Origin of the sequence: Phaeobacter sp. JH20_34 (assembly GCF_048056095.1) — a bacterium.
Taxonomy (GTDB): Bacteria; Pseudomonadota; Alphaproteobacteria; order Rhodobacterales; family Rhodobacteraceae; genus Phaeobacter; species Phaeobacter bryozoorum.
Window position 1 is genome coordinate 114,484 of record NZ_JAYMWT010000001.1, and the last position, 26,225, is coordinate 140,708.

Annotated in this window: 26 protein-coding genes; 16 read left to right on the top strand and 10 right to left on the bottom strand. The window is 60.0% G+C overall.

Annotation, left to right across the window (positions count from 1 at the left end; all coding sequences use genetic code 11):
* Positions 1-48: 48 nt before the first annotated feature.
* The 4 genes from VWZ81_RS00560 to VWZ81_RS00575 all read left to right on the top strand — a co-directional run bounded on the left by VWZ81_RS00560 (position 49) and on the right by VWZ81_RS00575 (position 5,108).
* Positions 49-1,593 (top strand): BCCT family transporter, encoded by a 1,545-nt coding sequence (locus tag VWZ81_RS00560; RefSeq protein ID WP_416538064.1) that lies wholly within the window; start codon positions 49-51, stop codon positions 1,591-1,593.
* A gap of 105 nt (positions 1,594-1,698) precedes the next feature.
* Positions 1,699-3,390, top strand: a complete 1,692-nt coding sequence (locus VWZ81_RS00565) for a hypothetical protein (RefSeq protein WP_416538065.1) — start codon at positions 1,699-1,701, stop codon at positions 3,388-3,390.
* Positions 3,387-4,037 (top strand): DUF3726 domain-containing protein, encoded by a 651-nt coding sequence (locus VWZ81_RS00570; protein ID WP_416541760.1) that lies wholly within the window; start codon positions 3,387-3,389, stop codon positions 4,035-4,037. Before VWZ81_RS00565 ends, VWZ81_RS00570 begins: the two co-directional genes overlap by 4 nt.
* 63 nt (positions 4,038-4,100) lie before the next feature.
* A complete protein-coding gene (locus VWZ81_RS00575) occupies positions 4,101-5,108 on the top strand; it encodes an Ldh family oxidoreductase (protein WP_416535485.1) in 1,008 nt (335 codons plus the stop codon).
* A 71-nt stretch (positions 5,109-5,179) separates the two neighbouring features.
* Here VWZ81_RS00575 and VWZ81_RS00580 read toward each other — a convergent pair whose 3' ends face one another.
* From VWZ81_RS00580 to VWZ81_RS00600, 5 genes are all read right to left on the bottom strand, one after another.
* Complete coding sequence (locus tag VWZ81_RS00580) at positions 5,180-7,600, bottom strand: GcvT family protein (protein WP_416541761.1); 2,421 nt, start codon at positions 7,598-7,600, stop codon at positions 5,180-5,182.
* A gap of 144 nt (positions 7,601-7,744) precedes the next feature.
* A complete protein-coding gene (locus VWZ81_RS00585; RefSeq protein WP_340547690.1) occupies positions 7,745-7,984 on the bottom strand; it encodes a hypothetical protein in 240 nt (79 codons plus the stop codon).
* Positions 7,985-7,999: 15 nt separating this feature from the next.
* Complete coding sequence (locus VWZ81_RS00590; RefSeq protein ID WP_416535488.1) at positions 8,000-9,154, bottom strand: aromatic ring-hydroxylating oxygenase subunit alpha; 1,155 nt, start codon at positions 9,152-9,154, stop codon at positions 8,000-8,002.
* Between the two features lie 89 nt (positions 9,155-9,243).
* Positions 9,244-10,149 (bottom strand): LysR substrate-binding domain-containing protein, encoded by a 906-nt coding sequence (locus VWZ81_RS00595; protein ID WP_416539615.1) that lies wholly within the window; start codon positions 10,147-10,149, stop codon positions 9,244-9,246.
* Positions 10,150-10,392: 243 nt separating this feature from the next.
* Positions 10,393-11,151, bottom strand: coding sequence for a hypothetical protein (locus VWZ81_RS00600; RefSeq protein ID WP_416541762.1), 759 nt, complete (start codon positions 11,149-11,151; stop codon positions 10,393-10,395).
* 83 nt (positions 11,152-11,234) lie between these two features.
* On the opposite strand from VWZ81_RS00600, the gene VWZ81_RS00605 reads away from it, so the two are divergent.
* On the top strand, positions 11,235-11,792 hold the full coding sequence (locus tag VWZ81_RS00605; RefSeq protein WP_416539617.1) for a MarR family winged helix-turn-helix transcriptional regulator: 558 nt from the start codon (positions 11,235-11,237) through the stop codon (positions 11,790-11,792).
* Positions 11,779-12,480 carry an MOSC domain-containing protein gene (locus VWZ81_RS00610; protein WP_416541763.1) on the top strand — a complete coding sequence of 234 codons (702 nt, stop codon included), beginning with the start codon at positions 11,779-11,781 and terminating at the stop codon, positions 12,478-12,480. Before VWZ81_RS00605 ends, VWZ81_RS00610 begins: the two co-directional genes overlap by 14 nt.
* 77 nt (positions 12,481-12,557) lie before the next feature.
* Here the strand turns inward: VWZ81_RS00610 and VWZ81_RS00615 are convergent, their stop codons facing one another.
* The gene (locus VWZ81_RS00615; protein ID WP_416541764.1) at positions 12,558-14,045 is read right to left on the bottom strand and encodes a flavin-containing monooxygenase; all 1,488 of its coding nucleotides are present in this window, start codon (positions 14,043-14,045) and stop codon (positions 12,558-12,560) included.
* Positions 14,046-14,176: 131 nt separating this feature from the next.
* Entirely contained in the window at positions 14,177-14,617 is a 441-nt protein-coding gene (locus VWZ81_RS00620) for a cupin domain-containing protein (protein WP_416541765.1), read from the bottom strand.
* 155 nt (positions 14,618-14,772) lie between these two features.
* Here VWZ81_RS00620 and VWZ81_RS00625 point away from each other — a divergent pair, with 155 nt between their 5' ends.
* Together VWZ81_RS00625 and VWZ81_RS00630 are read left to right on the top strand one after the other, a co-directional pair.
* A complete protein-coding gene (locus tag VWZ81_RS00625) occupies positions 14,773-15,780 on the top strand; it encodes an AraC family transcriptional regulator (protein WP_416541766.1) in 1,008 nt (335 codons plus the stop codon).
* A 97-nt stretch (positions 15,781-15,877) separates the two neighbouring features.
* Complete coding sequence (locus tag VWZ81_RS00630) at positions 15,878-16,486, top strand: TetR/AcrR family transcriptional regulator (RefSeq protein ID WP_416535496.1); 609 nt, start codon at positions 15,878-15,880, stop codon at positions 16,484-16,486.
* Between the two features lie 2 nt (positions 16,487-16,488).
* Here VWZ81_RS00630 and VWZ81_RS00635 read toward each other — a convergent pair whose 3' ends face one another.
* Positions 16,489-17,247 carry a formylglycine-generating enzyme family protein gene (locus tag VWZ81_RS00635; RefSeq protein WP_416541767.1) on the bottom strand — a complete coding sequence of 253 codons (759 nt, stop codon included), beginning with the start codon at positions 17,245-17,247 and terminating at the stop codon, positions 16,489-16,491.
* Between the two features lie 38 nt (positions 17,248-17,285).
* Positions 17,286-18,509, bottom strand: a complete 1,224-nt coding sequence (nirK, locus tag VWZ81_RS00640; RefSeq protein WP_340547701.1) for a copper-containing nitrite reductase — start codon at positions 18,507-18,509, stop codon at positions 17,286-17,288.
* Between the two features lie 296 nt (positions 18,510-18,805).
* Between nirK and VWZ81_RS00645 the strand changes: the two genes are divergently transcribed.
* A complete protein-coding gene (locus tag VWZ81_RS00645) occupies positions 18,806-19,495 on the top strand; it encodes a Crp/Fnr family transcriptional regulator (RefSeq protein WP_416535498.1) in 690 nt (229 codons plus the stop codon).
* A gap of 55 nt (positions 19,496-19,550) precedes the next feature.
* Here VWZ81_RS00645 and VWZ81_RS00650 read toward each other — a convergent pair whose 3' ends face one another.
* A complete protein-coding gene (locus tag VWZ81_RS00650) occupies positions 19,551-19,775 on the bottom strand; it encodes a DUF1858 domain-containing protein (RefSeq protein ID WP_340547744.1) in 225 nt (74 codons plus the stop codon).
* A 133-nt stretch (positions 19,776-19,908) separates the two neighbouring features.
* On the opposite strand from VWZ81_RS00650, the gene VWZ81_RS00655 reads away from it, so the two are divergent.
* The 7 genes from VWZ81_RS00655 (at position 19,909) to VWZ81_RS00685 (ending at position 26,147) form a co-directional block, all read left to right on the top strand.
* Positions 19,909-20,361 (top strand): c-type cytochrome, encoded by a 453-nt coding sequence (locus VWZ81_RS00655; protein ID WP_340547703.1) that lies wholly within the window; start codon positions 19,909-19,911, stop codon positions 20,359-20,361.
* A 12-nt stretch (positions 20,362-20,373) separates the two neighbouring features.
* Positions 20,374-21,732: a cbb3-type cytochrome c oxidase subunit I gene (locus tag VWZ81_RS00660; protein ID WP_416541768.1), complete on the top strand. Its 1,359-nt coding sequence runs from the start codon at positions 20,374-20,376 to the stop codon at positions 21,730-21,732.
* 2 nt (positions 21,733-21,734) lie between these two features.
* Positions 21,735-22,529 (top strand): CbbQ/NirQ/NorQ/GpvN family protein, encoded by a 795-nt coding sequence (locus VWZ81_RS00665; protein ID WP_416541769.1) that lies wholly within the window; start codon positions 21,735-21,737, stop codon positions 22,527-22,529.
* 4 nt (positions 22,530-22,533) lie between these two features.
* A complete protein-coding gene (locus VWZ81_RS00670) occupies positions 22,534-24,471 on the top strand; it encodes a nitric oxide reductase activation protein NorD (RefSeq protein WP_416541770.1) in 1,938 nt (645 codons plus the stop codon).
* A gap of 1 nt (position 24,472) precedes the next feature.
* Positions 24,473-24,655, top strand: a complete 183-nt coding sequence (locus VWZ81_RS00675) for a protein NnrT (protein ID WP_416538079.1) — start codon at positions 24,473-24,475, stop codon at positions 24,653-24,655.
* A 65-nt stretch (positions 24,656-24,720) separates the two neighbouring features.
* Complete coding sequence (locus VWZ81_RS00680) at positions 24,721-24,891, top strand: NnrT protein (RefSeq protein WP_416535503.1); 171 nt, start codon at positions 24,721-24,723, stop codon at positions 24,889-24,891.
* Between the two features lie 32 nt (positions 24,892-24,923).
* The gene (locus VWZ81_RS00685) at positions 24,924-26,147 is read left to right on the top strand and encodes an NnrS family protein (RefSeq protein WP_416541771.1); all 1,224 of its coding nucleotides are present in this window, start codon (positions 24,924-24,926) and stop codon (positions 26,145-26,147) included.
* The last annotated feature ends 78 nt before the right edge of the window (positions 26,148-26,225 follow it).

Genomic DNA, 26,225 nt, shown 5'->3' on the forward strand with positions numbered 1-26,225 from the left:
AGAAATATCGGCCCGACCAGTGCGCGGGCCAACCAATGGGAGGGAAAGATGTCAGAGACATCTATGGAGACAACACCGCAGGAGAGCCGGATCAACAAGCCGCTATTTCTGCTTTCAGGCGGTTTTATCGCGCTATTCTGTGCCGCAGCACTGGTCAATCTTGACGGGCTGTCGGCACTGGTCGACTGGGGGTTCAACATCTCGGCGACCTATTTTGGCCTGTACTGGCAAATTCTACTGCTTGCGACCTTTCTGATCGGTTTGCTGCTCTGCGTCCTGCCCGGTGGGCGCGCTATTCTCGGCGGGCTGGCCGCGCCTGAATTCACCACGTTCCAGTGGGGATCCATGGTCATGTGTACTCTGCTTGCTGGTGGTGGCGTGTTCTGGGCGGCCGGGGAGCCTATTGCGCATTTCCTCTACTCGCCTCCCCTCTACGGGGCCGAAGGCGGTAGCGAAGCCGCCGTTACCCCCGCTATCGCACAAAGCTTCATGCATTGGGGGTTTCTGGCATGGGCGATCCTCGGTTCGCTTTCCACGGTCATGCTGATGCATTATCACTATGAAAAGGGCCTGCCGCTGGCCCCCCGGACGCTGCTCTATCCGGTGTTCAAGGACAAGGCTATCAACGGCCCCATCGGGGTGATCGCCGACGCATCATCGATTATCGCCGTGGTAGCGGGTACCGTCGGTCCGATCGGCTTTCTTGGGCTTCAGGTGAGCTATGGTCTCTCCGATCTCTTCGGCATCCCGGACGTTTTTGCCACTCAGTTCGTGGTGATCGGCGCATTGGTGGCACTCTACACGATCTCGGCGATGACCGGCCTGTCGCGCGGCATCCAGATGCTGTCCAAGATCAATGTGATCCTGGCCGCCGTGTTGCTGGTCTATGTGCTCATTGCCGGGCCTACCGGTTTCATCTTCGGATCGTTCTTCTCAGGTTTTACGACCTATCTGGGCAACTTCTTCCAGATGGCGCTCTATCGCGGTGATGCAGGCATATTCGGCGCTCCCGGCTGGCTGGGATGGTGGACCGTGTTCTTCTGGGGCTGGTTCATGGGCTACGGGCCACTGATGGCAATGTTCATTGCCCGCGTGTCACGCGGACGGTCGATCCGGTCCATCATCATCATGCTGTCGATCATCGCACCCATCGTGACCAACTTCTGGTTCACCATCATCGGGGGCACGGGCATTGCGATGGAACTGGCTGAGCCCGGCACCATCTCCGCAGCTTTCGAAGGCTTCAACCTGCCTGCGGCACTGCTGGCAATCACGAACAATCTGCCGATGGGTTTCTTGATCTCAATCCTGTTCTTGATCCTGACCACGATCTTTGTGGCCACGACCGGAGATTCGATGAGCTATGTGATTTCCGCTACAATGACCAACGGCGACACACCAAGCATCGCTGTACGTGTTTTCTGGGGCATCGCCATGGGTGTGATGGCGATCATTTTGATCTCCGTCGGTTCCGGTGGCGTATCAAAACTACAGAGCTTCATCGTGGTCACCGCGGTTCCGGTGTCGCTCATTCTTCTGCCATCGCTCTGGGATGCTCTGCGCATCACATTGGCAAAAGGCAAAGAGAACTGAATAGCTGCCGGGCGCTGCTGGCGCCCGGCCCACCTATCCAAACTGCCCGACCTGTTCAGATCATACGGGATACGACTAACGACCTGATTACAAAGGCCAATCCGAATGACCGACATTCTCTGCCGTGAACCGAACACCGTCATGCGTCTGGCACGCCTTGGCTCTATGCACCAGTCGCGCCTGTCATTCATGCGGGTGCTGACCCGTCGTCTGGCGCGCGAAGGCTGGCGATTTGAACAGACCGCATTTGACATAGACGACAGCGGTCAGGGCCATGCAGTCTACACCGCATATGGGCCGGAGCGCGCATATTCCCTGGTCGCCTTTGCCCATGACCTGCCACCTGAAAAACGCTCCGACCGAGTGATTGCAGAGGCCTGGGACGCCACTTTCACACTATTTGACGGCATTCCTTCTGGCGCGGATATCGCCCGGCTGTCACAGAATATCCCCGTGCAGGAAGCCGGACGTGTGTCCGGGTCGGAGCTTTCTGTATCCCGTGCCAACCGGTCGGTGCGCCTCTGGGAACATGTGGTCAGCGCATTGGCCTCTGGCCAGCAGCCCTCCGCAGAGCAGATCGACGCCGTCGGCTATCTGATGCGGACAACGGCGGTCTACGGGTCCGGCAAACTGGGTGCGGCTGACCGCGAGATGATCGCGGAACGCCCCGAATTCCGTGCGCCGTTCCAGGTTGAGATGCTATCGGTCTACCTGACCCGCTGGTTTGTCACCGATCTGGTCCAGCATATGGCCGATTGTCGCGCCAAGGCTGAGGGCACCACCGCCGCAAAACTGGCTCCGGATCTGGCCCGGTCAATGGGGATCGGCAATTCCACCGGCCTTGGAATGGCGCCGTTTCTGCTCAACCACCCGGTGCTGTTCAACAACTGGGTCGCGGCGCGCGAAAAGGCGATCCAGGCGGTGCGCAATATCGAGGAAGCGCATCCGGACGATATCGCTGTGTTCCGCTCTCTGGTGGCACGCAGCAAGCTGACAATTGCAGATTGGCAGTCACAGCATCCGATTCAGATCCAGAAACTGAGCGCGCTGCGCGCCGACGCTGATCAGGTGACCAGCTACCTAGAAATCCAGACGCTGGCCGGTCCGAAGCCCTGGGATGCCCTCTACCGCTGGGCCGAAGAGACGCTCTCGCTCGAGGGTCAGGAATGGATCGCGTCGCTGATGCTGGAGCCCTACGGCGGGCTTGTCGATGGCTTCGCCGAAGATATGTCAGCAGATAACACCGCAACCTTTCGCATTGCGGGTGCTATGACCATTGGCGATCTTCGCAAGATCCTGCGGGACGTATACGCTTGGGCCATCGACACAAACTGGCAGGCCCCAGAGAACAAGGCACGCGCCTGGTATGTTTCGGAGGAAAAGCTCGAACCCCGTCTGGGTGAGCGCTTTGAGGAGCCCATCGAAGAATATGAGCAGCCGCTGGCACCGGGTCGAGATGCCGCGATGTTGTACCAGGCTCTGGCCCACTGGCCAGACGAGGCGCAGGTTGCAGATTTCCTGTTGCGCCATTCCGAACACCGCCATGTTCTGCGCCGTGTTCAGATCGTCGGCCGCGCGCCCTACGCGGAAATCCGTGACAACACGATTTCCGATCAGGTCCTGCCGATCGATATGCTGCGCTGCAAGCTGGCATTCTTTGGCGCGACGAAATTTGATCCCCGGTCAGATCGTTGGGTGCGGATTTGCATGTATGGCAATGCTCCGCTGCCCACCGAACTCACCGTTGAGAACGCGGAATTCTGGGTATTCCCCGAACTGGAAGAGGGTCTGGCATGAGCCATTCGTTGAATGAAATCGAGGCCATGAGCAAGCGCGCCGCCCGTGGCGCGGGCCTGTCCTGGGGATTGGCAGAAGAGGCCGCCAAGGGCACGCGCTGGCTTTCGTCTTTTGGGTTTCCCGGCACCGAGATGCTGGCAGATCTGCTGACGATGAATGATCGCATTCCCTCGATTGACGTATCGCCCGTTTCGCTGCGGGCCGAGGTCTGGCACGCCCCTGCCCGCCGGATGAGTCCCTTGATCGCCGGTGCAGCACTCAGCGATTGTGCCGTGCGCCTGCTGGAGCGTGGCAAGATCACGATGGAAAACGTCAATTTTCCCTTGCTGGCGGTGCCCTTCATGGGCGGCGCGGCCTTGCGACTGGGCCGACCGGTTGCCGCCGAATGGCAGGGCGCGCGCCTGGCCACCGATGGCAAGCGGCTCTGCATGCAGGGCTCCAGCGAGACGCTGCACAGCCGGCTGGCGGAACGGATGGTATTCTCCGCCCCTGCGGAGATGACCGGCCAGCAAGAACCGGTGATGCGCGCAAGCGTCTCCAACGCAAGCTGGGACCAGCTGGGCAAGTTTGCCCATCGCACCTTTGCCCCGGCGACCGAGGAAAGCCGCCTGCGCGGCGCCGGGGCCGGCCTCAGCGACAACGACTGATCCACCCATCGACTGCCGGTCAGCCCGGCATTGACCCGAAGACTGAAAAACAGAAAGCCCGATATGACCGCAACCGAAACCCTGACCCTTGCCGAAATCGAAGACCTGGCCTTCCGCGTGTTGGTCAAGGCCGGCACCTCCGAAGCCAACGCCCGCCCCCTTGCTGTTGCAACCGCCATGACCGAAGCCGATGGCGTCGCCTCGCACGGGCTGGCCTATATCCCGATCTATGCCCAGCATGTCGAATGTGGAAAGGTGGATGGTCAGGCAAAGCCGGTTGTGGATCAGCCCCGCCCGGCGGTTGTCACCGTGGACGCAGAGACCGGTTTTGCCCATAGCGCCATTGATCTCGGCTTTGAAAAACTGATCCCGCTGGCCCGCGAGATGGGGGTTGCGGTTCTGGCGGTGAACAACTCCTACAACTGCGGTGTCCTCGGAGTTCACACGCAACGGCTGGCGCAGGCAGGATTGCTTGGCGTCGGTTTCACCAATGCGCCCGCCTCGATCGCGCCCTCCGGCGGTGCGAAGCCGGTTGTCGGCACCAACCCCTTCTCGATCGCGGCCCCGGACGCAGACGGGAATGCCGCGCTGCTGATCGACCAGTCCGCCAGCACAATCGCCAAGAGCGAAGTGATGAAACACGCCCGGGAGGGCAAAGCGGTTCCCGAAGGCTGGGTGCTGGATGCTGACGGGCAACCAACCACCAATCCCGAGGCCGGGCTCAAGGGGTCAATGGTTCCTTCCGGCGGATACAAGGGCGTCGGCATCGCCTTGACTGTTGAACTGATGGCGGCTGCCATGACCGGCGCGACCCTCGGCTCTGTCGCCAGCCCCTTCTCTGGCACCGCGGGTGGGCCACCAAAAACCGGCCAGTTCTTCATTGCGATCGATCCGGCAGCGACCTCGGGCGGCGCATTCCACGACCGGCTGACCGACCTGATCGCATCAATCCATGATCAGGATGGCGCACGGCTGCCGGGCGATGGTCGTCGTGGCTGCCGCACACGCGCCGCGTCTGAAGGCGTCGCCGTGAACGCCGCACTGCTGGAGAAGGTCCGCGACCTTCTCTGATCCGTCGCGAGGAACACAAGACACCACGATAAAGGAGGCCATATGGCCTCCTTTATTCGTTCTCCTGAGCGCTAGCCCCGCAGAATGGCACCATCTGCGTCGAACGGCGGTCGTTCCAGAATGACCGCCCGGTGTGGACGCCCCAGGACCATGACCTCCACCGCATCACCGGGCATTGCCTCTCGAACAAAGCCAAGCGCCAGCGACATGCCCACGCTATATCCATAGGCGCCCGAGGTTACGCGGCCGATCCCATTACCATCCTTGAAAATAGGCTCTCCGCCGGTCGCATCAGCATTGGAAGCTGCCGTTCCGGCCTCATCCAGATGCAGCAGAACCATCCGTTCACGTGCCGGGTTCTCGAGGACCTTTTCTGCGGCAGCTTTGTTCAGGAAGTCTTTTTGCAACTTGCAAAGCCGGTCCAGCCCGACCTCCTGCGGCCAGTATTCCGGGCTATATTCCCGGCTCCAAGAGCCGTAACCTTTTTCGATCCGCAAGGACATCAACGCCCGACTCCCGACAGGACCTGCGCCGAACTCCTCACCAGCAGCCAGGAGCGCCGAGTAGAGACGCGGCTGATCTTCGCGCCTGCAATGCAGCTCCCATCCCAGATCGCCGGTGAAAGAAACCCGCAGTGCAAGCACCTGAATCCCGGCAAGATCAATCCAGGCCGAACGCATGAACGGAAACTCATCGGTCGAGAGGGAGGTATTTGTCAGGCGTTGCAGCATCTCACGTGATTTCGGCCCCGCGACATTGAAACCGCAGATCTCGTCTGTCAGCGACACGAACATAGTGCCTTCTGGCAGCGGCACCTCCTTGAAGAATCGCTTGTGATAGCGCTCGGCCATGCCGGATCCGATGATCCAGAACTCATCCTCAGAAACACGGGTCACCGTGAAATCCCCGGCAATCCCACCGCGTTTCGAAATCAGCGGCGTGAGGCAGGACCGTCCCACCGCATTTGGCATCGCATTGGCAAAGACCGCGTTCAGCCATTCTTCGGCCCCGGGCCCCGCACACCGGTATTTGGCAAAGTTGGATATGTCGATAATGCCCGCACGGGACCGCAACATTCTGCACTCATCGCCAACGGGTCCCCACCAGTTCTGACGGGTGAACCCATTGGTATCCTTGGCGCCGGGCGCTTCTGCAAACCAGAGGGGATGTTCCCAACCGGCGTTGAGGCCAAAGACCGCGCCCATTTCCGCCTGTTGCTCATATATCGGCCGCGTCCGTGCCGGGCGACCAGCGCTGCGTTCTTCATTGGGAAAATGGATGGCAAAGCGATGGGCATATTGATCCCGCACCCGCGCCTTGGTGAAATCTTTGGTCGCCCAACTGCCAAACCGCGCCATGTCCCAGGCGAACATATCATATTGGGTCTCACCCTCGATGATCCATTGCGCCGCCATCAGCCCCATACCGCCGGACTGCGAGAAACCCGGAATAATGCCATTGCAGCAGAAATATCCATCAATTTCGGGCACCGGCCCCATCAGGACATTGGCGTCCGGCGACCAGATCATCGGACCATTGATGACACGCTTGATGCCAGCGTCACCAACCGCAGGCAGGCGTTCAATGGCGTTCATCATGTTCTCTTCGATCCGCTCCAGATCATCTGGAAAGAGATCATGTGCAAAGTCGAGCGGCGTGCCCTCCTCGGCCCAGAACTTCATATCCTTTTCATAGGCGCCAACCAGCAGCCCCTGCCCTTCTTGCCGCAGATAATACTCACCGTCCCGGTCACTGACGGATGGCAGGCGGGTCCCATGCGCGGCCACGGCAGCCATGGTCTCGGTAACGAAATACTGATGCTCAGTTGGCTGCAACGGCAGCTCGATCCCCGCCAGCGCCGCGACCTCGCGGCCCCAGAGCCCTGCCGCATTCACCACCCAAGGCGTGCGGATATCTCCTTTGGGCGTCTTAACAATCCAGCTGCCATCGTCTTGCTGCTCGGTCGCCGTCACAGGGGTGAAACGATGGATTTCGGCGCCCCGCTGGCGCGCCCCGACGGCATAGGCATTCGTCACGCCAGAGGGATCCACATTTCCACCATCGGGTTCATACATAACACAGCGGATGCCATCGTAATTGACCAGCGGGTTCAGGCGCCTGGCCTCCTCGATGCTGATCTCGTAGAAATTCATCCCATAGAGCTTGGCCTTTGCGGCCTGCAATCTCAGCTGGTGTTCACGTTCCACTGTCTGCGCCAAATAGAGGGACCCAGGCTGAAACACGCCGCAGCTCTGTCCGGTCTCAGCTTCCAGTTCCTTGTAGAGAGACATCGTATAGTGCTGGATACGGCTGATATTGGTGCTGTCATGCAACCCGTGGATATTTGCCGCCGCGTGCCAAGTGGACCCGGACGTCAACTCGTTCCGCTCCAGCAGCACCACATCTGACCATCCCAGTTTGGTCAGGTGGTAGAGGATTGAACACCCAATAACCCCTCCACCGATGACAACTGCCTGTGCTTCTCTACGCATCTTTGCTCCCTTCAAGAGCCTATCTTAACGGAGCAGCGATCCAGACTGCCTCCGCTATCGGTTGAACCGCTTGGTGCCTGTGGCCGGTCGCACAGGTCACCATGCCAGCCGGTTTTTTCAGCACAAATACCCGTCTGTGACATGTCAGAAGCTGAGGCGCTGCACGCGCCCCCGTGCCGCAAGCCGCGCATTCAGCGGATCGGCTTCGGGCGCGCCGAGTTCCAGAGCAAAGACAAAGGCATGCGTGAGGAAAAAACAGGCCCTGTCTATATCGTCGGCCGCCTCTGCATAATCGGCGGCCAGTGAATAGAGCCGCACGAGAGCCGCGCCATCATCTGCGGCATGCGCCTGCAACAGGGCGCGATCAAGCTCATCGCGTTCCATGGCACAGGAACTCGCTCATTTTGCACGACCTTTCTGAACCTCGGTCGCCACCCAGTGATGGAAGTTATGAGTTGGCCCATCCATCACCGGAGAGAACCGGCCGCCATCGAACAACACGCCGTGACGCCCCTTCTGCATGCCCTCCACCACAAAGATATCTTCCTCGAAGACGGTCTTCCACAGCTGCGCGTTAGAGGCACGCAAACCATCAAGTTCCGGCGTGTCCCGCTCGCTTCTGGCATAGTAAAGCTCGATATGCTCGACCGTATGCCCGCAGTCCTTCGGCTCCAGAACAATCGCGAAACTATGGTCACGCTGCACCCCCAACAGAACGTTGGGATAGACCGCGACATATTCCGCACCCTCATCCCATTGATCACTCAGCCCGTCGAAATCCGGCAGTTTCGCACCGGCTTCGTCGGTCAGTTGGCGATAGACCAGCGTGCCCTGACCCGAGTATTTTCCCCGCTCTTCAATGTTGTAGTGGTCTTCCAACCGCGAATAGCTGTTAAGCCCGGGGTGAACCCACGGCAGATGATAGCTCTCGCAGTAGTTTTCGACCGCCAGCTTCCAGTTGGTTGCCACCTCCAGCTTCAGCGATGACCCTTCGCCACCGTGGTAAATCGGTGTCTCAAATTCGCGCCAGCGGTCCAGCAATGCGGCATGGGCTTCGGCGAACTCAGGCGCCTCGCCATCGACATTCACAAAAATCACATCTCGCCAGATATGCGCCCGGACGCGGATCAGGCCAAGCTTGCTGATGTCGACATCGTCATGGGTACTCTGCCCGGGACCACCGATATGTGGGGTCGCACGCAATGCCCCGTCGAGCCCGTAGCACCAGCTGTGATAGGGGCAACGTATGGCCCCGCGGATCTTCTGTGGCTTGTCCACCAGGATCATACCCCGGTGGCGGCAGGTGTTTTGAAACACGCCGATGTCACCGTTTCGGTCGCGCACCAGCAGCAGCGGCATACCAAGAAAGTCGACCGGTTTGGCATCGCCTGGTTCCGGAATATCCTTGCCAAACCCAATTCCTGACCAATTGGCAAAAAGAACCGCGCGCTTTTCCTCATCGAAGACGCGGGGGTCAACATAGTGTTCATTTGGCAGGCCGTTTGCCGTGTTTACCTCGGTCAGCACGGACGACAGGGGGGTATGCGTGTTCATCGAACTCTCCATGGCGTGAGCTTTTCCCTATTGGAGGATCGGATCAATTCCGCTCAATAGGGGAAAACCTCATTCATGAATGAGCCTGACTAAACCGAACTGCGGCTTGCCTCCGACAGGATCCAGGCTTTCAACTTGCGGGCATTCGGCGACAGTTCATCATCAGGCAGACCCACCAGATAGAACTCTTGCGGTGCCGGAACGCTCTGATTGCCGACAATGGCAAGCTTCTTGCTGTCGAGCATTGGCTGGATAAGCCGCTTCCAGCCAAGCGCTACGCCCGCCCCCTTACGGGCAATTTGCAACGCCACTGAATAGCTGGTCACGCGGGTGCCAACCGAAATGTCGCCCCGATGACCCAACTCGTGGAACCAGTCGACCCAGGTGGTCCAGCTCTGACTGACGTTGTGCAGATGGATCAGCCGCTGCGCTGCCAGATCCTGTAGCGATGAGCCCGCCAGTCCTTCGGCGATATCCGGCCGGGCAACCGGGACAAGTTGATCCCGATAGATCGCCGTATGGGCCAGCGTAGCGTCGGGATCACGGCCGTACCTGATAAAGAAATCGAACTCCCGCGTGTCGTGAAATGGTCGATCCTGGGTGATCTGGTGAATGTTCAAATCCGGATGATCACGCCAAAATCGGATGATCACCGGCGACAGCCAAAGGGCTGCGACCGCCGTCGTCGATCCGACGGTCACGGCATCTTCCTCGCCCATCTGACGGGTCTTAGACAATTGCCGCGAGATCTGCCGGAACGATGTGGCCAAAGTCTCAAACAGCGCCTGACCTTCGCGCGTCAGCTCGACACCGCGATGTTTCCGCTGGAACAACGCCACACCCAGCTCGCCTTCGAGAGCCTTGATCTGGTGGCTGACCGCTCCGGGTGTCACAGACAGTTCCTGCGCCGCATTTTTGAAGCTCAGGTGCCGGGCTGCGGTTTCAAAGGCCGCCAATGTGGTTAGCGGCGGCAGGTCGTAGTGTCGTCTGGACATGATGCGCCGCCATTCGTGGGACCAGGGATTAAGTCAGTTCACCTGAATATGAGTGGTTTTCGAATTGAATGGCAAATCCAAATGCGTTGGTGAGAGATCGTATTCATCACCTCCGGCCCCTGCCGATCCAACATCGGCCGGGGCAACCGTTCCGAAATCTATTGAAACGCCTCAAATCACGATCCCAGCACCGATAGTTCATAGGCATGAGGTAGCGCGGCACATGTGCCGCGCCATTTGCGTTCAGTTGATTTTTCCCGGCAGGGTCAGGTCGCCCGACGCAATATCGAAAACATCCACCACGCAGAGCAACGGCGCATGCACATTTGCATTGACGCGCAGGGCCGACGTAACACCATCATACGCCACATCAGCCAGAGTCACATCGCTGCGAAATCCGACCGTCACAGTCACTTCCGGCCCGTTGAACAGGGGCGTAAATCCCGGGCTATCCAGATAGATCGGAAGCCCCGGCCAGGTGGCCGGCAGCTGCGGGGTGGCGCCTTCTGGAATGTCACGCACCGCCAACGCGCCCGGCCCGCAGGCTTCGGTCGGGGTCAGAACCACCCAATGACTGTGCCACAGGAGACCGTCGTTGCCGGTATCGCCGTCGTTGTTTTCATCCACCAATGGCGTGTCGTCAAAGTCCGGGTGACTGGTTGCAGCCAGCGCGAGTATTCCGCTGCCTGCCTCAAACCCGACGGCAGCCGGGTCAAGCGAGGTCGGCCAAACATAGGAGAAAACCTCAGCCCCGCCGACCGAACCGACTGCTTCGGGCGTATCCGCGCCAGCGCTGCCATTTGTCGTCATGTGGAAGGTGACAGTGTTCCCCTTGCGGTGCGCATGAGCCGCAAGAATATCAAAGGATGCCGTCTTCCCGGCATCGGATGCCGAGATAATAGCGCCCTGCTGATGCACCGCATGATCGCCATCGGCGAACGCGCCGGTCGCGCCCGCCGCACCGAGGCCCAGGATCGCAGCCGTCACTAGAAATCGTGTCATTTTCGTCTCCATCTTAGTTCGTAGCGACTCGCTACCAAATAAGAGTTATTGCAGTTTTGATTTCGAGTCGATATCAATTTTTCATGACATCACACCACCGCATCCGCGCGCTCATCAATCGTCTGGCCCGTCTCGACGCCGCCGGGGGATGGTCTGACAGCCTGAATCCGGCCCAAACAGCGGCGCTGGACTACCTCGCGCGCGCCAATCGCTACTCACGGGCGCCCTCGCATGTGGCCGATTATCTGGGCACCACACGCGGCACCATGTCGCAAACGCTCAAGACACTCGCCCGAAAAGGGTTCGTGCGCGAAGAGCCAAAAACTGGCGATCAGCGTTCGATTTCTTACGGGGTGACAGCTGAGGGGCAGGCACTGGCCGAAGCGCCTTCGGTCATCGGCGGCGCATTGACCACAATGCAGGACGCGGAAACCGCCGCGTTGGAAGAGGCGCTCAGCGCGACCCTGCGTGCGGCTTTGGAAGCCCGTGGCGGGCGCCCCTTTGGCCTGTGCAGGACCTGCGCCTATCACGACGCAGGCCCTGCCAATGGGTATTGCACCCTGTTGCAGCTACCGCTGCAGCCCGGCGATCGAGATTTAATATGTGTTGAACATAAGGCGCTTTCAGATGACACGACCTGACCTATCCGCCCCGATCGCGGGCATTTTTCATGGCGCTGTCCACAGCCCATGGGCCGACAAACCGCCAACCGCCATTCACAAGTCCCCAGTCGCCGGATCTCAGATGATCGACATCAACGGCTTCACCGGCGACTCGCAGGCCGATCTGACGGTGCATGGTGGAGCGGACAAGGCAATCCACCACTACGCCAGCGAGCACTACCACCTGTGGCAGGACGAGGCCGAGCTGCCTCCGACAGCGGTTCCGGCAGCTTTTGGCGAAAACATCGCCAGTTACGGGCTGACTGAGGACACCCTCTGCATCGGAGACATCCTGCGACTGGGAAGTGCTGTCGTTCAGATCAGCCAGGGCAGACAGCCCTGCTGGAAACTCGGTCTCTATACTCAGAACAAGCGGATGCCCTACCTGTTCCAGAAGACCGGCCGCACCGGATGGTACTACCGCGTCCTTGAGCCGGGGGCGGCACAGACGCACGACGAGATCAGGCTTATCGAACGGCGCCATCCCGAATGGACCGTACACCGCGTGACCCATGCGAGGCTGACTCGCAAGATCACAGCCGGAGAGGCCGCCAGCCTGGCTGATCTCGCTGATCTCGCCGCAGGCTGGCGCGCTGCCTTTGCGCGAATGGCAGGCGGCGACACGGGCGAAGACACCAGCGCCCGACTGGGCGGCGTGCAGGCTTAGGCGCTGTGAAACCCGGCGTCCAGGACGCAGCCGTGAGCGCCGCCCTGGACGCCAGCCTATTTCCCGATCTGGCAGCGTTAGCCGGCCTGATACTGCGGGGCCGAGGCCAGAAACTGCCCATAAGCCGCCGCATCCGGGGGCGAGAATTGCTCGACCAGGGGATTCTTGCGCTTGCGCAGCTGTGCTCCCATGTCGGCCAAAAGCTCGTCGAAGTGTTTGAAATGAAACGGTGCTGAGCACAGACCGCCATAGACCTGCGCCGCAGGTCGCTCCCGGCGGCGCCAGTCCAGCATCATCTCGATATTCTGCTCCATCTCCGCCCGGCTGGGCTGGTGAGTCAGTTTGCCATCGGCATAGCGAACCAGCCAATTGGCAATCATCTCGGCCGACAGGACCGTGCAAAAGCTGGAGTTGAAACCAACAAACCCCATATCGGGCAGATCCGGGTTCACCGACAGGCGATAAACGCGATACTGCCCATCGTCTTCGATCAGCTTGTCACGATACTCCTGCGCCAGATAGGGTACACCCAGCTTCCAGCCAACCGCCAGCACCGCCACATCACATGGCACCACCTCGCCGGTGCTCAGCCGCAAACCTTCCTCCTGATAACTCTCAAACGTGCCGATAACGGGCTTGATACTGCCATCGTTCAACGCCTCAAACAGACCTGGAGTCACAATCGGGACCGAGCAGGACACCTCTTTTTCAATTGGCGTGGTGGGGACCATATTGTGCTTCTTCAGACCCAGTTGCAGCTTCAGCAGGGTCTCCAAACCGCGAAAATTGGCCCAGACCAGAGGCTTCAGCAGCGCGGCGATACCGCGTTGAAAAGGCGACTTACCCCATTGATTGAACTGCTGCTCCTGCGCCCGCATATATAGCAGTTTCTTGAAGTTGATGCCGCCGACATAATAGGGCACCCGCCAGACATTCTCCCGATAGACCAGCCGAACAGATCTCGCCCCACTCTTGGCCGCATTGACAGCAATATCGGTGGCCGATTTAGAGCCGCCCAGCACCACCACATGTTTGCCCACAATCATGCCGGGATCCGTATAATCAGATGAATGTATCACCTGTCCGCCACGGGCGATGAATGCGTCCTGACCGGGATGGGTGATGATGTTCTTTTCCGAAAACTGACCCGTACAGACCGCAACAAAATCGAAATCCTGTTGCCAGCTCTTCCCGGCGGCCTCCAGGGTCAGGGTCCAGCCGGGCTGCCCATCCTGACGCCGCTCCATCGCCGTAACGGAAGTGTTGAGCCGGAACAGTCGCGCCAGCCGGTGTTTCTGCGCGTAAGAATGCAGATAGGCATGAACCTGCGGACCTTTCGGCCATTCCGGGTAATCTGCGGGCATCGGATGATCGGTGTAGCAATATAGATCCTTCGGCGACTGTGTCTGCACATCCGGGTATGACCGCGACAGCTCCCAGACACCGCCGAAATCATGGCTGCGTTCATAACCGATCACCCGGTGGCCGCGTTCATCAAAGGCTTTGGCCGCAGCCAGACCACTGACACCGCCGCCGATAACCGCAACTGTTTTGCGTGTTGTCATATCCTGTTCTCCCCTCTCGATCCAATCTGCGATGAACCGTTCTGTCCCTCACCTGCCTCCCAGCAGGCCGGTGTGTTTCCTGCCAGAACGGGGTTGGACGGTGGCACCGCCCCACCCGCGCTCCGGATTGCTCATGCGTCAGCCGGGGGTGGCAGAAAATCGACCTCATGCAGCGCAGAGAGACGCACCAGCTCCCCCGGGTCGGTCACACCGTCCAGCTCAATGAACAGGTCGAACAGTTTGCGCGCGGGCGCGACGCCGAAAATACAATGCGCCTCAGCACCGGAACGGTTGAATATCGCATGTGCTTCGCCCTTGGGCATACGCACTGTATCCCCCGGCCCCGCCTTATGCACATCGCCCGAAAATTCCACCTCAAGCTCCCCCAACAGGACACTGATCCATTCATCCTGGGTTGGATGGATGTGCGGCGGTACAAAGGTGTCGGCCGGCAGAACCGCATCCCATATGAAGGCATCGGTGCTGAGCAACTTGGGCACATAGGTCTGCCCGACAACGGTCCAGGACATGCCGCGAATCCCGTCTTTTGCCTTGGTGATCCCTTTTTCCATGAGGTCTCCTCCCTGAAATTGATCTAAGGCCGCCAGACTGCACCAACGTCGCACATTCGATTATCCAGAAAACGAACCCAATTGATGGCAGGATGGTTGAGGCTTGAAATATCTCCGGGGCAATCTAAGCTGCAGTCCTCTGATCTGGAGGCAAGATGGCCATCCCAGCCAACCCGGACACAGTTGAGCATTTGAGCAATCATCCGCTGCTGCGCACCGGGGATCTGGACGAGGCACGCCACCGGGTGGGGCAGAAATTCTGCGATCACCGGCTGGATTTCGCCAAACGGCATCAGGATCTCGCGGTCCGCCATAATCACGCAGCCGGGCGTCACTGCTCGATCAATTACCTGCACTACGGCGCCGATGTGACTATTGCCCCCGGTATGTTGGACTCGTTCTACCTGTTGCAGATCCCGCTTTGCGGCCAGGCCAGCGTCCGGCATCGCGGCGCCGAGATCCTCGCCGACGCAACCACTGCAACGGTGCTCAATCCCGATCGGGACGCTTTGATGCGGTGGAGCACCGATTGCCGCAAGCTGCTGCTTCAGATCGACCGGAATTACCTTGAAACGGTTGCGCGGCAGCTGATCGGAGCAGAACTGCCGGGGCCAATCCGTTTTGCCAGCCGCGTCGATCTGCTTGCTCCTGGCGGGCGGCGGCTGCGGCAGATGGTTTGTGCCTGCGTTCGGGCGGCAGAAGTCGGCATTTTGTTCCAGGGGCGTTTGCGTGGTTCGGATATCCGGGTGGAACAGGATCTGGCGCGAGAGCTATTGACGCGGCTGCCCAGCAATATCTCCCACATCATTGAACGGGCTGACCACGGGTCCCTGCCACCCGGCGTTCGCGCGGCGATGGACTTCATCCACGCCAATCTCAGCAACCCAATACAGCTGACCGACATTGCGGAACATGCGGGCATGAATGTCCGCACCCTTCAAAAGGGCTTTCGCCGCGCCTTTGGGCAGAGCCCGATGCGGGTACTGCGCAACGCGCGACTGGATGCGGCTCACTATCAACTGATGGCGCAGCGCGACACACCCGACGTCACCACCGCTGCATTTTCCAACGGGTTTTCCCACCTGGGCCGTTTTGCGCGCGACTACAAGGGACGGTTCGGGCATTCGCCCAGCCAAACCGCGCGGCGGCAATACACCCCTTAGGGCCTCGACCTTGTCAGCCTGCTGCGCGGGGGCTACATCTCTCCGCAGACCGCAGACCCGCACAGCTGCGCGACAGAGCATTCACCTCAGGACACTGATGTCAGACGGCAAGCCCAAACTCACCCGGACCGAGACCACCGCCAAACGGCGGCAGCAGATCCTTGAGGCGGCAGTCAGATGTTTTCTTGAAACCGGCTATCACCAGACCGGTGTCCGCGATATCGCGACGCGCGCCGGCGTCAGCCTCGGTAATCTCTATAATCATTTCCCCGGCAAACATGATGTGCTGGTCGAAATCGCTGCGCTGGAACGACAGGAACTCTCGCCGTTTATCGACGCGCTCACCCAAGCGCGCCCGCCGCTTAAACTGCTCGACAGTTTTGTAAAATCCTATGCCAAATATCTCGCAGTGCCTGAAAACGTTATTCTGGGTCTGGAGATCACCAGCGAGGCCATCCGCAAACCCGATATCGCTCGGTTGTTTCTGGACAATCGAAACGCGCTGGTTGCGGCCCTCGCCAAGGTAATCGAACGCGGTATGTCCACAGGTGACATGCGCCGCGATCTCGATCCGGAGGGCACGGCGCAGATGATTGTCGATCTGATCGAAGGCAGCGCCTATCGCAGTGTCCTGGACAGGGTTCCGATCCGGCGTATGCGCGCAAACCTGCAAGGATTCATCACTGCGGCAGTTAGGGCAGAATAACCTCAGATGGGCGTATCACGGACAAGTCTCACGCCCAGATGCGCCGGGGGTGACCCTACTGCACAGCCCCCACGAGCGGGATCGCGGACAAGAAACGGAACTGCCGCCAGATGCTCGCCCGCAACGAAATAAGCCGGACAACGATCGAGGCTGGCCCCGGACTCGCCGGCATAGCAGTCCTGCGTCCATTCCCATACATTGCCATCCAGATCGACAACACCATCAGGCGAAGTTGCATAACTGCCCTGGGGGCGCAGCGTCCGGCTGCGCTGCTCACCAAGGAGATAGGCCGAAGCCCAGCTAAGATCGGGATCGCTAAAGATCGGTTCAGGCTCGGCTGGGAGTACCGGCTCCGCGAGATAGGCCCATTCCGCAACACTTGGCAGGCGATAGCCGCCATCGCTGCGCGCATTGATCCACGCCAGATACTGGCTCGCATCAACATGGCTCACTCCCGTTGCAGGCATTGTCTTTGCATCCTGATTGGCGCGAGTGCGCAGCTCTAGGCTGCACATCCCATCTGCGTGACAGCGGTTCCACTCGGCGACGGTGACTTCATGTCTCATGACATAAAGTCCGCGCCCAGCATCTGGCTCCATGGCGGCCAGAACTAGCTCTGGATGGACACTCTCCCCCGCCGACCCGATGGGCCCGCGAGGGAGATATTGTCCAAGCGCCCAGATCAGCGCTGCCGCCACAGCCAGGCCAAGACCCAGCAGGGCTATCCGGTTCCCGATGTCGTGCGAAATGGCGGCAGTCATGTGGGCTTTCCTTCTGCAAGCGCTGGCGGCGCAGCCGTTCAGGTTTCAAAGCTGCGGGGAGCAACCACCTGTTCCATCAGCGCATTGTTCCAGGCCCCATCGACCACAAAATGCGCTGTGGCGCCCAGTAGAACCGCCTCGATCAGATTGTGGTTCACATAGGCATAAACGCCGGGTTGTTCGAAGGTATACATCGCCGCCATGGCACTTCCGCCGCGCACGAACCAGCTCTCGATGCCAGTCAGCGGCGCATCTGTGAACGACCCTGTTTCCCACACATAGTTACCATGCCCACCAATCAGGTGCGGACGCGAGTCGCGATTGGCCTGATTGTGGATCATCAGAACGGTCTCACCGACCTTGGCCCGCAGGGCGTTTTCACCCGTCAGCGCGCCAACCGCACCATTGAACACGGAATGGGTCGGCACCAGAGTGCGCATCGCTTCGATACTGTCGGCGTAGTCGTCACCGGCCAAATCGTAGGTCCGGTAATCGCCGTTTTCATCCATCGGCAGATAGTAATCCTGCTCGCCGATATAGGCGATACTGTCATAGCGCAGCGGGTTACCCTCACCGTCTTTCAGACCATCGCGCGGCAGCACCATAATGGCACCATTCATACCATGCGTGACATGATAGGGGATCATCGCGCCGCCCGGCGCACAGTGATAGGTGAAGCAGCCGGCCTTGGTTGCCTTCCAGCGCAAGACGGTTTCTTCGCCGGGGAAGACATGGGTCAGACCGCCTCCGCCCAACGCCCCTGTTGAGGCATGGAAGTCGATATTGTGCTCCATCTGGCTATCGGTCGGATTGCGCAAAGTGAGTTCGACGTAGTCGCCTTCATGCACGATAATCAGCGGACCGGGGACCGACCCGTTGTAGGTCAACGCCCAGATTTCGGCGCCGGTATCCTCATCCACAACCATCAGTCGCTCTTCTGTGATCAACTCGATCTCGACGATTTTCGGACCACCGGTTGCGACCTGCTCGTGCTTGGGGGCAAAGGGAGGTGCAACCAGCTCCTGTTTGACGCGGGTATAGCCGGAGAGATCAACCGGCGCCGCCTCGGCCTGAGCCTGTGCTTCGGCCTGAATGAACCGTGGCGCCGCGCCGCGCAGTGGCGGAACAGCGGCCCGACGGGCTGCACCATTCGCCGCGGATGCCAGTCCGCCGGTCAGGGCCGCAGCACTCGCCAGAACTGTCCCACGCAAAACGTTGCGACGGCTTGTGGGTGCAAGTCCGGGATTGAAGCGTTTGGTCATTGTCACTCTCCTTATCATTCGATCAGCCCAAAATCGGCGGGCGTTGTGAGTGGAATAGGGGTCTCCGGCCCCTCAGGGGCGGAGGCGTCCTTTCCTGCGCCGATGCAGCCGGAAGACAGCGCATCCCGCAGGTCTTGGTGTCGCGATTAATCTAGCTCGTCACACCCGACAGAACTTTGCGGCAGCGCAAAGACGGCGCGGCTTTTTGGCTGCGAGAGCGGCAACAGACTAAAGACATGGGTGACCATCACCGCGATATCGCGATAGGATGAACCAGTTCCTTGTTCGGAGATGCCGTGCGCCACCTACATGAAAGCCTGCTTCGACCGCTGCCGCCCTTCTCGCAGCTGGAGGATATCCAGATCCGCAGAATTCTTGACCAGGCAAGCAGCCGCGGCCTCGGACCCGGAGAGACCATCTTTGAAGAAGGGGCGCCTGCTGATCGCTTCTACCTGCTTCTGGACGGCACCATCCGCGTCGTCAGGATCACCAGCGACGGCGATCAGGTCACCTCTCTCCACATCCCATCCGGGCAGCTCTTCGGTATCGCCAAGGCATTGGGACAGGACCGCTACCCTGCAACGGCTGTGACCGCCAGTGAGGCGCTGATCCTGTCATGGCCGACCTCGCTGTGGAACAGCTTCACCGCTGACTACCCGGGCTTTGCAACTGAGACATATAAAACTGTCGGCGCCCGGGTGGGTGAGATGAACACCCGCATCATGGAAATGTCGACCCAGCATGTCGAACAGCGCATCGCCCGTGCGCTGCTGCGGCTGATCAATCAATCCGGTGTCAAGGTGGCCGAGGGCATCGAGATCGGATTTCCGATCACCCGCCAGGATGTATCTGAACTGACCGGCACCACGCTGCACACGGTCAGCCGCCTGCTGAGTGCCTGGGAAAAAGACGGCATGGTCAGCAGCAAACGCAAGAAGATCACAATCTGTGATCCGCATCGACTGATGCTGCTCAGCGATCCCTGATCGCGCGGCGGGTCGGCTTGCCTGCCTAGCGTCATCGCTGGCCGCAGGAACCGACTTAACCCCGGTCGCCGCGAGCCAAGCGAACTGCCTCAGCCAGTTCGAGGCGAAACATATCCTCGTTAAGGTGATATTCGGCGCAGGCCTCTGCAACCGAATGAAATGGGCTGACCATGCAGCCGACGCACAACATGCCATGATCCATGAAAACCCGCAGTGTTTCCGGCCAGGTGGTCAGCAGCACGTCAAGCGGCAGGTCAGGGTCATCCAGTTTTGGTGGCAATTTCACAAGCCTTTCCTCTCTTCGATATCACGCTAACAGCCGCAATCGCGCCGAACCTTGCGCTTGCGCAACCTTTGCCGCTGCGCCGCGCGCTATCACCGGATGATCAGCAACTGCCGGAAAGGGCCAAGCCATGGCTGAATTTCTGACCAAGTCGCGGGCGCGCAATGTGTTCTACGGAGGGTCAATCTTCTTCGTCGTTGTGTTCATTGGCATGACCGTGCACAGCCACCGCTACGTCGTGACCACCTCGACCGCAGGAATGCCCCTGACCGAAGAGGTCAGCCTCGGCAAACGTGTCTGGGAGCGTCACTCCTGCATCAACTGTCACACGCTGCACGGCGAAGGTGCCTATTTTGCCCCCGAAGTCGGCAATGTCATGACCCGCTGGGGCGTTCAGGACGAACCGGAAGAGGCCTTCGAGACACTGAAGAACTGGATGGAGAGCCAGCCCAGCGGTGTCGAGGGTCGCCGTCAGATGCCGTATTTCCAACTCACCGACGAAGAGATCCGGGGCCTGGCCGAATTTCTGCGATGGGCCGATCAGACCGACACTCAGGGCTGGCCGCCCAATGACGCGGGCTAAGGGAGAGACACAATGAAATATCAATCTCAGAAGGTCGCTCAGGCCTATTTCATCTGCGCTCTGGCGCTGTTCGGAATTCAGGTGATCGGCGGGCTATTGGCAGGCTGGATCTATGTCGCCCCCAATTTCCTGTCCGAGCTTCTGCCGTTCAACATCATTCGCATGATCCACACCAACGCGCTGATCGTCTGGCTGTTGCTTGGGTTCTTTGGCGCTGCCTATTTCCTGATCCCTGAGGAATCCGAACGGGAGATCTTCTCGGTCAAACTTGCCTATCTGCAACTTGCCATCCTGATGATCGGCACACTTGGCGCTGTTGGCTCCTATCTGGTGGGCATCCACGGAGGGCGCGAATTTCTGGAGCAACCGCTCTGGGTGAAATTCGGCATCCTCGTGGCCGCGCTGATCTTCCTGTTCAATGTGTCGATGACCGTGCTGGCGGGCAAGAAAACCGCAATTACCAACGTTCTCCTGATGGGCCTGTGGCTGCTGTCGCTGCTCTGGGTCTTTGCCTTTATCAACCCCGAGAACCTGTCCCTCGACAAAATGTACTGGTGGTTCGTCGTCCATCTCTGGGTCGAAGCGACCTGGGAATTGGTTATGGCGGCGATTCTGGCCTTCCTGCTGCTCAAGCTGACGGGCGTGGACCGTGAAGTGGTCGAAAAATGGCTCTATGTCATCGTTGCCACTGCGCTGTTCTCGGGCATTCTCGGCACCGGACATCACTTCTACTGGATTGGCCTGCCCGGCTACTGGCAGTGGATCGGCTCGATCTTCTCCACCTTTGAGGTGATCCCCTTCTTCCTGATGATGTCCTTTGCCTTTGTGATGGTCTGGAAGGGGCGCAAGAACCACCCCAACAAGGCCGCGCTTCTGTGGTCGCTGGGATCGAGCACCGTGGCGTTCTTTGGCGCCGGTGTCTGGGGGTTCCTTCATACCCTGCATGGTGTCAACTTCTACAGCCACGGTACTCAGATCACTGCTGCACATGGGCATCTGTCCTTCTACGGGGCCTATGTGGCGCTGAATCTCGCGGTCTTCACCTATGCCATGCCGATGCTGCGTGGACGGGCACCCTATAACCAGGTCCTGAACATGGCGAGCTTCTGGCTGATGACCGGCGGCATGGCCTTCATGACCTTCGTCCTCACCTTTGCTGGCACCATCCAGACCCATATGCAGCGCGTCATTGGCGACTACTACATGGATGTTCAGGATGGTTTGGCGATTTTCTACCTGATGCGGTTTGGCGCCGGGGCCGCCGTTGTGATTGGCGCCCTCCTGTTCATCTATGCGCTGCTCGTGGTGCGTCGGGACGAGCTGATCGCACCGGGCCCGGTCCATGAGACCAGCACCATCGCAGGAGAATAGCCATGAATATGCAAACCCCCTGCGCGATCCCGCACTACTCTGAAATTGCAGGCGAATGCACCCTGTTCGAAACCGCATACAGCCAGGGTCTCCCTCTTCTGCTAAAGGGGCCAACCGGCTGCGGCAAAACACGTTTCGTCGAACATATGGCCGCCCGGCTCGGCCGCCCGCTATACACTGTGGCCTGCCACGATGACCTCTCGGCCGCCGACCTGATTGGCCGCTACCTGCTGAAGGGCGGCGACACCCAATGGGTCGACGGACCACTGACCCGGGCTGTCCGAGAAGGCGGGATCTGCTATCTCGATGAGGTCGTCGAGGCGCGCAAGGATGTGACAGTTGTGCTGCACCCTCTGACAGATAACCGCCGCAGGCTGATGATCGACCGCACCGGAGAAGAGCTGGTGGCGCCGCCAGGCTTCATGCTGGTCGCCTCCTACAATCCGGGCTACCAGAACGTGCTAAAGCGTCTCAAACCCTCAACACGTCAGCGCTTTCTCTCAGCCAGCTTCAACTTCCCGCACCCGCAGGCGGAAATCGCCATCGTTGCGCAGGAAAGCGGCCTGGATCCGTCCCGTGTTCAGCCTCTGGTCCGGCTGGCCGGGCACATCCGGTCGCTGTCGGGCATGGATCTTGAGGAAGGTGTCTCGACCCGGCTGCTGATCTACACCGCCAGCCTGATCCAAAGCGGCATGGCGATAGAAGCGGCACTGGACGCCGCGATCATCGAACCCCTCACCGATGAAGAGGATATCAAACAAGCGCTGCGCGATCTGATCGCCACGATCTACGGGTAGCGCCATGAAATTGCTCGACCTGATGGAGCCGGAGGAAACTGTTGGCAACCTCTGGCACGATATGGCCAGCAATCTCGCCGGTGAGGTCGCAACGGATGGTGAAATGCTATCTGCTGCGGCCTGCCGGTTGCAGGACCTGCGACGCAGCCTTGCCGTCCTGTTTCGCGCCTTGGGGGGATCTGCCTCTGTGGAATTGGTCGAAACCCCCGCTACCGTCGCGCAGCATCGTCGCTCTTTCGGCCATCGGATCGCCGCTGACCGGCTGCGTGAATATATCCCCTGCTATGACGGCACCCGGCTGGCCCTGCCGCCGGTGATCGCCTGCTTTCCCAGCTACGATCTGAACCGGGCCGCCTATTTCTGGCTTGTTGCGCTGGCGGCGGCAACCGATCCAGCAGAACTGCACCCGCGCGCCGACATGCCTGCGCAGGCGCTGGACATGGCCCGGATCCGGGCCAACATTGCCGCCAGCAGGCGGGCTGCCCAACATTGTCCGGGCCTGCGGCCCGCCTATCTCCGGATGGCCGCTCTATGTGTGACACAACGCCAATCACGACCGTTGCATACGGCCGAACGCGCAGTGGCAGAGCAGATCGTCGCCGCCTTGTCGTTGGATCCTTGGGCCATGGCGGCCGACTGGGGCGAATTCACTCCCTCAAGAGACAGCAGCAGGTCCCAAAGATACATGCCCTTCGCTCCGGTGCCGATCTGGCTGCGCTATTCCTCCCCCGAGAGTTCCGCCTCGGCTGCGGCCGATCCTGATGACCAAAGGACGCCACTGGCCGCCGCCACCATGAGCCAACGCAAGCTCGGCGTGCGTGCAGACCAGGAGCAGGCCCGTCGCAAGGACAGCTTCATCCTGCACCGATTTGAATCAATCCTGTCCTGGGTCGAATCCATGAATATCAACCGCAGCGTTGATGACGACGATCCGGACAATGCCCAGAAAGCCGCCGAGGATCAGGATCTGATAACTCTGACCAAACACGACCGTCGCCTTGCCTCGCGGCTTCGACTGCATTTGGACCTGTCGCCCGCAGATGCCGAACACGAAAGGTTGAGCGCTGAATTCACCTATCCCGAATGGAACCATCGTAGCCAAAGCGAGATGGCGGATCATTGCCGCGTGCTGGAGGCCGCAGCGCAGCCTGACACCACACGTCCCTTCCGCCCCGATCCGCGCCAGATCCGCAGCGTCCGTCGCCAGTTCGAGGCCCTGCGTCCACGCCGGATCCTGCAACCGCGCCAGATCGACGGCGCCGAGCTGGATCTCGATGCGGTGATCAGCGCCCGCGCCGAGCTGGCCGCAACAGGGCGCGGCAGTGACCGGCTCTGGCAGAACACACGCCAGCAACAGCGGGATTTATCGGTCGCCTTTCTGATCGACACATCGCGTTCCACCGAGGCCGCAATTGCGGACAGCAGCGTGATTGAGATTGCGCGTAATGCCATGGCGGCGCTGGCGTTCGGGATCGACGTGGCCGGCGACCGATTGGCGATCTGGGGGTTCTCCTCGCTCCGCCGCGATCGCGTTTTCCTGACCCGCTGCAAGGGGTTCGACACGCCGATGTCTGAGGACGTCACCGCCAATATCGGCGCGTTGCAACCGGGCCATTATACACGGCTTGGCGCCGCAATCCGCCACGTCAGCGCGCAGTTGGCAACGGAGTCGTCCAGCCGTAAGCTGCTGATTATCCTCACAGATGGCAAACCCAACGATCTGGACCATTACGAAGGCCAGCACGGCATCGAAGACAGCCGCATGGCCGTTCGGACAGCCCGGCGCGCAGGCCAGCGCCTGCACGGCATCATCATCGACGAAGACGGTCAGGACTGGTTTGCCCGAATTTTCGGACGCGGCGGGTTTTCACTGCTGTCGGATCCCACACGGCTGACCCGCGCGCTGCCCGACATTTACCGAACACTCACACAGGAGACCTGACATGCGCCGTATCTTGCTCATCCTATCCTGCGCCGCGACCGTCGCTTCGCCCGCCATAGCCAAGGGCTTTGACCGGCCTGTTCCGCAGGCGCAATCGGCAACTGCCGAATTCTGGTTTGCACTGGCCTGCATCGCCTTGGTTATGGCGCTTGCGGCGGTGCACATGCTGGTGATGCGGCGATGACTGCGCGAGCCGGTTGGTCGCGCTTGCGCATAGCCGTCACACTCTACCCGTTTGGCGCCGGTGCGATGGCACTGAACGTATATTTCGCTGCTCTGATCACCAGCTGGCTGGGTCTGCCCGTTCTGGGCATATCCCCGTCGATCATCATAGGTGCGGTAATCGCCCTGCCCGCCACCTACGCCTTTGCCGGACATATCCGACGCCTTATGGACAGCGCCGAAGTGCCGCAATCTTGAACCTGTTACCCGAATACCAGCGGAGCTGACCCATGGCCGCGACCACCAAGGCAGATGCCGGAAATACCACAACGACATTGCGCACCCCGCCGATACTCTCCTATGGTTTCCGGCCGTTTTTCCTGCTTGCGACGCTTTGGGCAGGACTGGCGATGATCGCCTGGATCGGGCTGCTCGGCGGAACGCTGACCCTACCGCTCAGGCTTGATCCTGTATCCTGGCACGCGAAGTCTTTTCTCTTTGGTTACCTCAGCGCCGTTCTCGCGGGCTTTCTGCTTACCGCCGTGCCAAATTGGACCGGTCGCGCTCCGCTCACCGGAGGACCGCTGCTGGCACTGGTTCTGTTGTGGATGGCGGGACGTCTCGTGACGCTATGTGGCGCATTTCTTCCGGTCTGGACCGTCACTCTGGTCGATGTGAGTTTTCCACTCATGCTTGGCGCCGTGGTCCTGCTCGAGATCATCGCAGGAAAGAACTGGCGCAACCTCGTCATCCTTCTATTGCTGGCTATACACGCATTGGCGCTGCTTCTGCTGCATCTGGAAACGGCTGCGGGCGGCTATCCCGCACAGGGGTTGGGGCTGCGTCTGGGACTGGCCAACGCGATTGGAATGATCTGCCTGATCGGCGGACGTATCATCCCCAATTTCACCCGGAACTGGTTGGTCAAACGGGGGGCTGATGTGCGCCCTGCGGATCCAATGCAATCTCTGGACAAAATCGCATTGGCACTCAGCCTGCCGACCTTGGCCATATGGGTTGCTGTACCAGATCACATCGCAGCCGCAGCGGCGCTGGCCATCTTTGGTGTTGCGCAGATGCTGCGACTGGTCCGCTGGCAGGGACATCACACAGGAGCGGAGCCACTGCTGGGCATTCTGCACCTGGCTTACGCAATGATCCCCATCGGCGCCCTCCTGATGGCCTCGATCCGGCTGCTGCGGCTGCCGCTGGATCCCGCATCCGCCCAGCATCTGTGGATGGCCGGGGCTATTGGCATAATGACGCTGGCCGTCATGATCCGCGCCACGCTCGGACATACCGGCCGCCCACTGGTCGCAGGAGCAGGCACCCGACTGCTCCTGTTGGCGATCATAATAGCCACCTTCGCGCGGCTTGTGGCGAACAGCGGGTCCGATATCGCGCATGAGCTCTATCTGATCTCGGCAATCGCGTGGTGCATCGCCTTCTTCGGCTTCGCATTGCTCTTCGGACGGGCCCTGGTCTCCACCCGACGACCGGCGACGGACACCTAGCGCGACACCATCGTCGGGACTGTACCAACCTAGTGCAATGATTTTGCTCACAAAAACTTAGGTAATACAGCAGAATCA

Coding starts and splice junctions, on each gene's coding strand:
- VWZ81_RS00685 (WP_416541771.1), top strand. CDS start 24,924: ATGGCCGCGACCACCAAGGCAGATGCCGGAAATACCACAACGACATTG.
- VWZ81_RS00635 (WP_416541767.1), bottom strand. CDS start 17,247: ATGACTGCCGCCATTTCGCACGACATCGGGAACCGGATAGCCCTGCTG.
- VWZ81_RS00575 (WP_416535485.1), top strand. CDS start 4,101: ATGACCGCAACCGAAACCCTGACCCTTGCCGAAATCGAAGACCTGGCC.
- VWZ81_RS00585 (WP_340547690.1), bottom strand. CDS start 7,984: ATGGAACGCGATGAGCTTGATCGCGCCCTGTTGCAGGCGCATGCCGCA.
- VWZ81_RS00680 (WP_416535503.1), top strand. CDS start 24,721: ATGGCACTGAACGTATATTTCGCTGCTCTGATCACCAGCTGGCTGGGT.
- VWZ81_RS00625 (WP_416541766.1), top strand. CDS start 14,773: ATGGCCATCCCAGCCAACCCGGACACAGTTGAGCATTTGAGCAATCAT.
- VWZ81_RS00570 (WP_416541760.1), top strand. CDS start 3,387: ATGAGCCATTCGTTGAATGAAATCGAGGCCATGAGCAAGCGCGCCGCC.
- VWZ81_RS00560 (WP_416538064.1), top strand. CDS start 49: ATGTCAGAGACATCTATGGAGACAACACCGCAGGAGAGCCGGATCAAC.
- VWZ81_RS00605 (WP_416539617.1), top strand. CDS start 11,235: ATGACATCACACCACCGCATCCGCGCGCTCATCAATCGTCTGGCCCGT.
- VWZ81_RS00655 (WP_340547703.1), top strand. CDS start 19,909: ATGGCTGAATTTCTGACCAAGTCGCGGGCGCGCAATGTGTTCTACGGA.
- nirK (WP_340547701.1), bottom strand. CDS start 18,509: ATGACCAAACGCTTCAATCCCGGACTTGCACCCACAAGCCGTCGCAAC.
- VWZ81_RS00665 (WP_416541769.1), top strand. CDS start 21,735: ATGAATATGCAAACCCCCTGCGCGATCCCGCACTACTCTGAAATTGCA.
- VWZ81_RS00660 (WP_416541768.1), top strand. CDS start 20,374: ATGAAATATCAATCTCAGAAGGTCGCTCAGGCCTATTTCATCTGCGCT.
- VWZ81_RS00615 (WP_416541764.1), bottom strand. CDS start 14,045: ATGACAACACGCAAAACAGTTGCGGTTATCGGCGGCGGTGTCAGTGGT.
- VWZ81_RS00675 (WP_416538079.1), top strand. CDS start 24,473: ATGCGCCGTATCTTGCTCATCCTATCCTGCGCCGCGACCGTCGCTTCG.
- VWZ81_RS00600 (WP_416541762.1), bottom strand. CDS start 11,151: ATGACACGATTTCTAGTGACGGCTGCGATCCTGGGCCTCGGTGCGGCG.
- VWZ81_RS00595 (WP_416539615.1), bottom strand. CDS start 10,149: ATGTCCAGACGACACTACGACCTGCCGCCGCTAACCACATTGGCGGCC.
- VWZ81_RS00565 (WP_416538065.1), top strand. CDS start 1,699: ATGACCGACATTCTCTGCCGTGAACCGAACACCGTCATGCGTCTGGCA.
- VWZ81_RS00590 (WP_416535488.1), bottom strand. CDS start 9,154: ATGAACACGCATACCCCCCTGTCGTCCGTGCTGACCGAGGTAAACACG.
- VWZ81_RS00670 (WP_416541770.1), top strand. CDS start 22,534: ATGAAATTGCTCGACCTGATGGAGCCGGAGGAAACTGTTGGCAACCTC.
- VWZ81_RS00620 (WP_416541765.1), bottom strand. CDS start 14,617: ATGGAAAAAGGGATCACCAAGGCAAAAGACGGGATTCGCGGCATGTCC.
- VWZ81_RS00580 (WP_416541761.1), bottom strand. CDS start 7,600: ATGCGTAGAGAAGCACAGGCAGTTGTCATCGGTGGAGGGGTTATTGGG.
- VWZ81_RS00630 (WP_416535496.1), top strand. CDS start 15,878: ATGTCAGACGGCAAGCCCAAACTCACCCGGACCGAGACCACCGCCAAA.
- VWZ81_RS00610 (WP_416541763.1), top strand. CDS start 11,779: ATGACACGACCTGACCTATCCGCCCCGATCGCGGGCATTTTTCATGGC.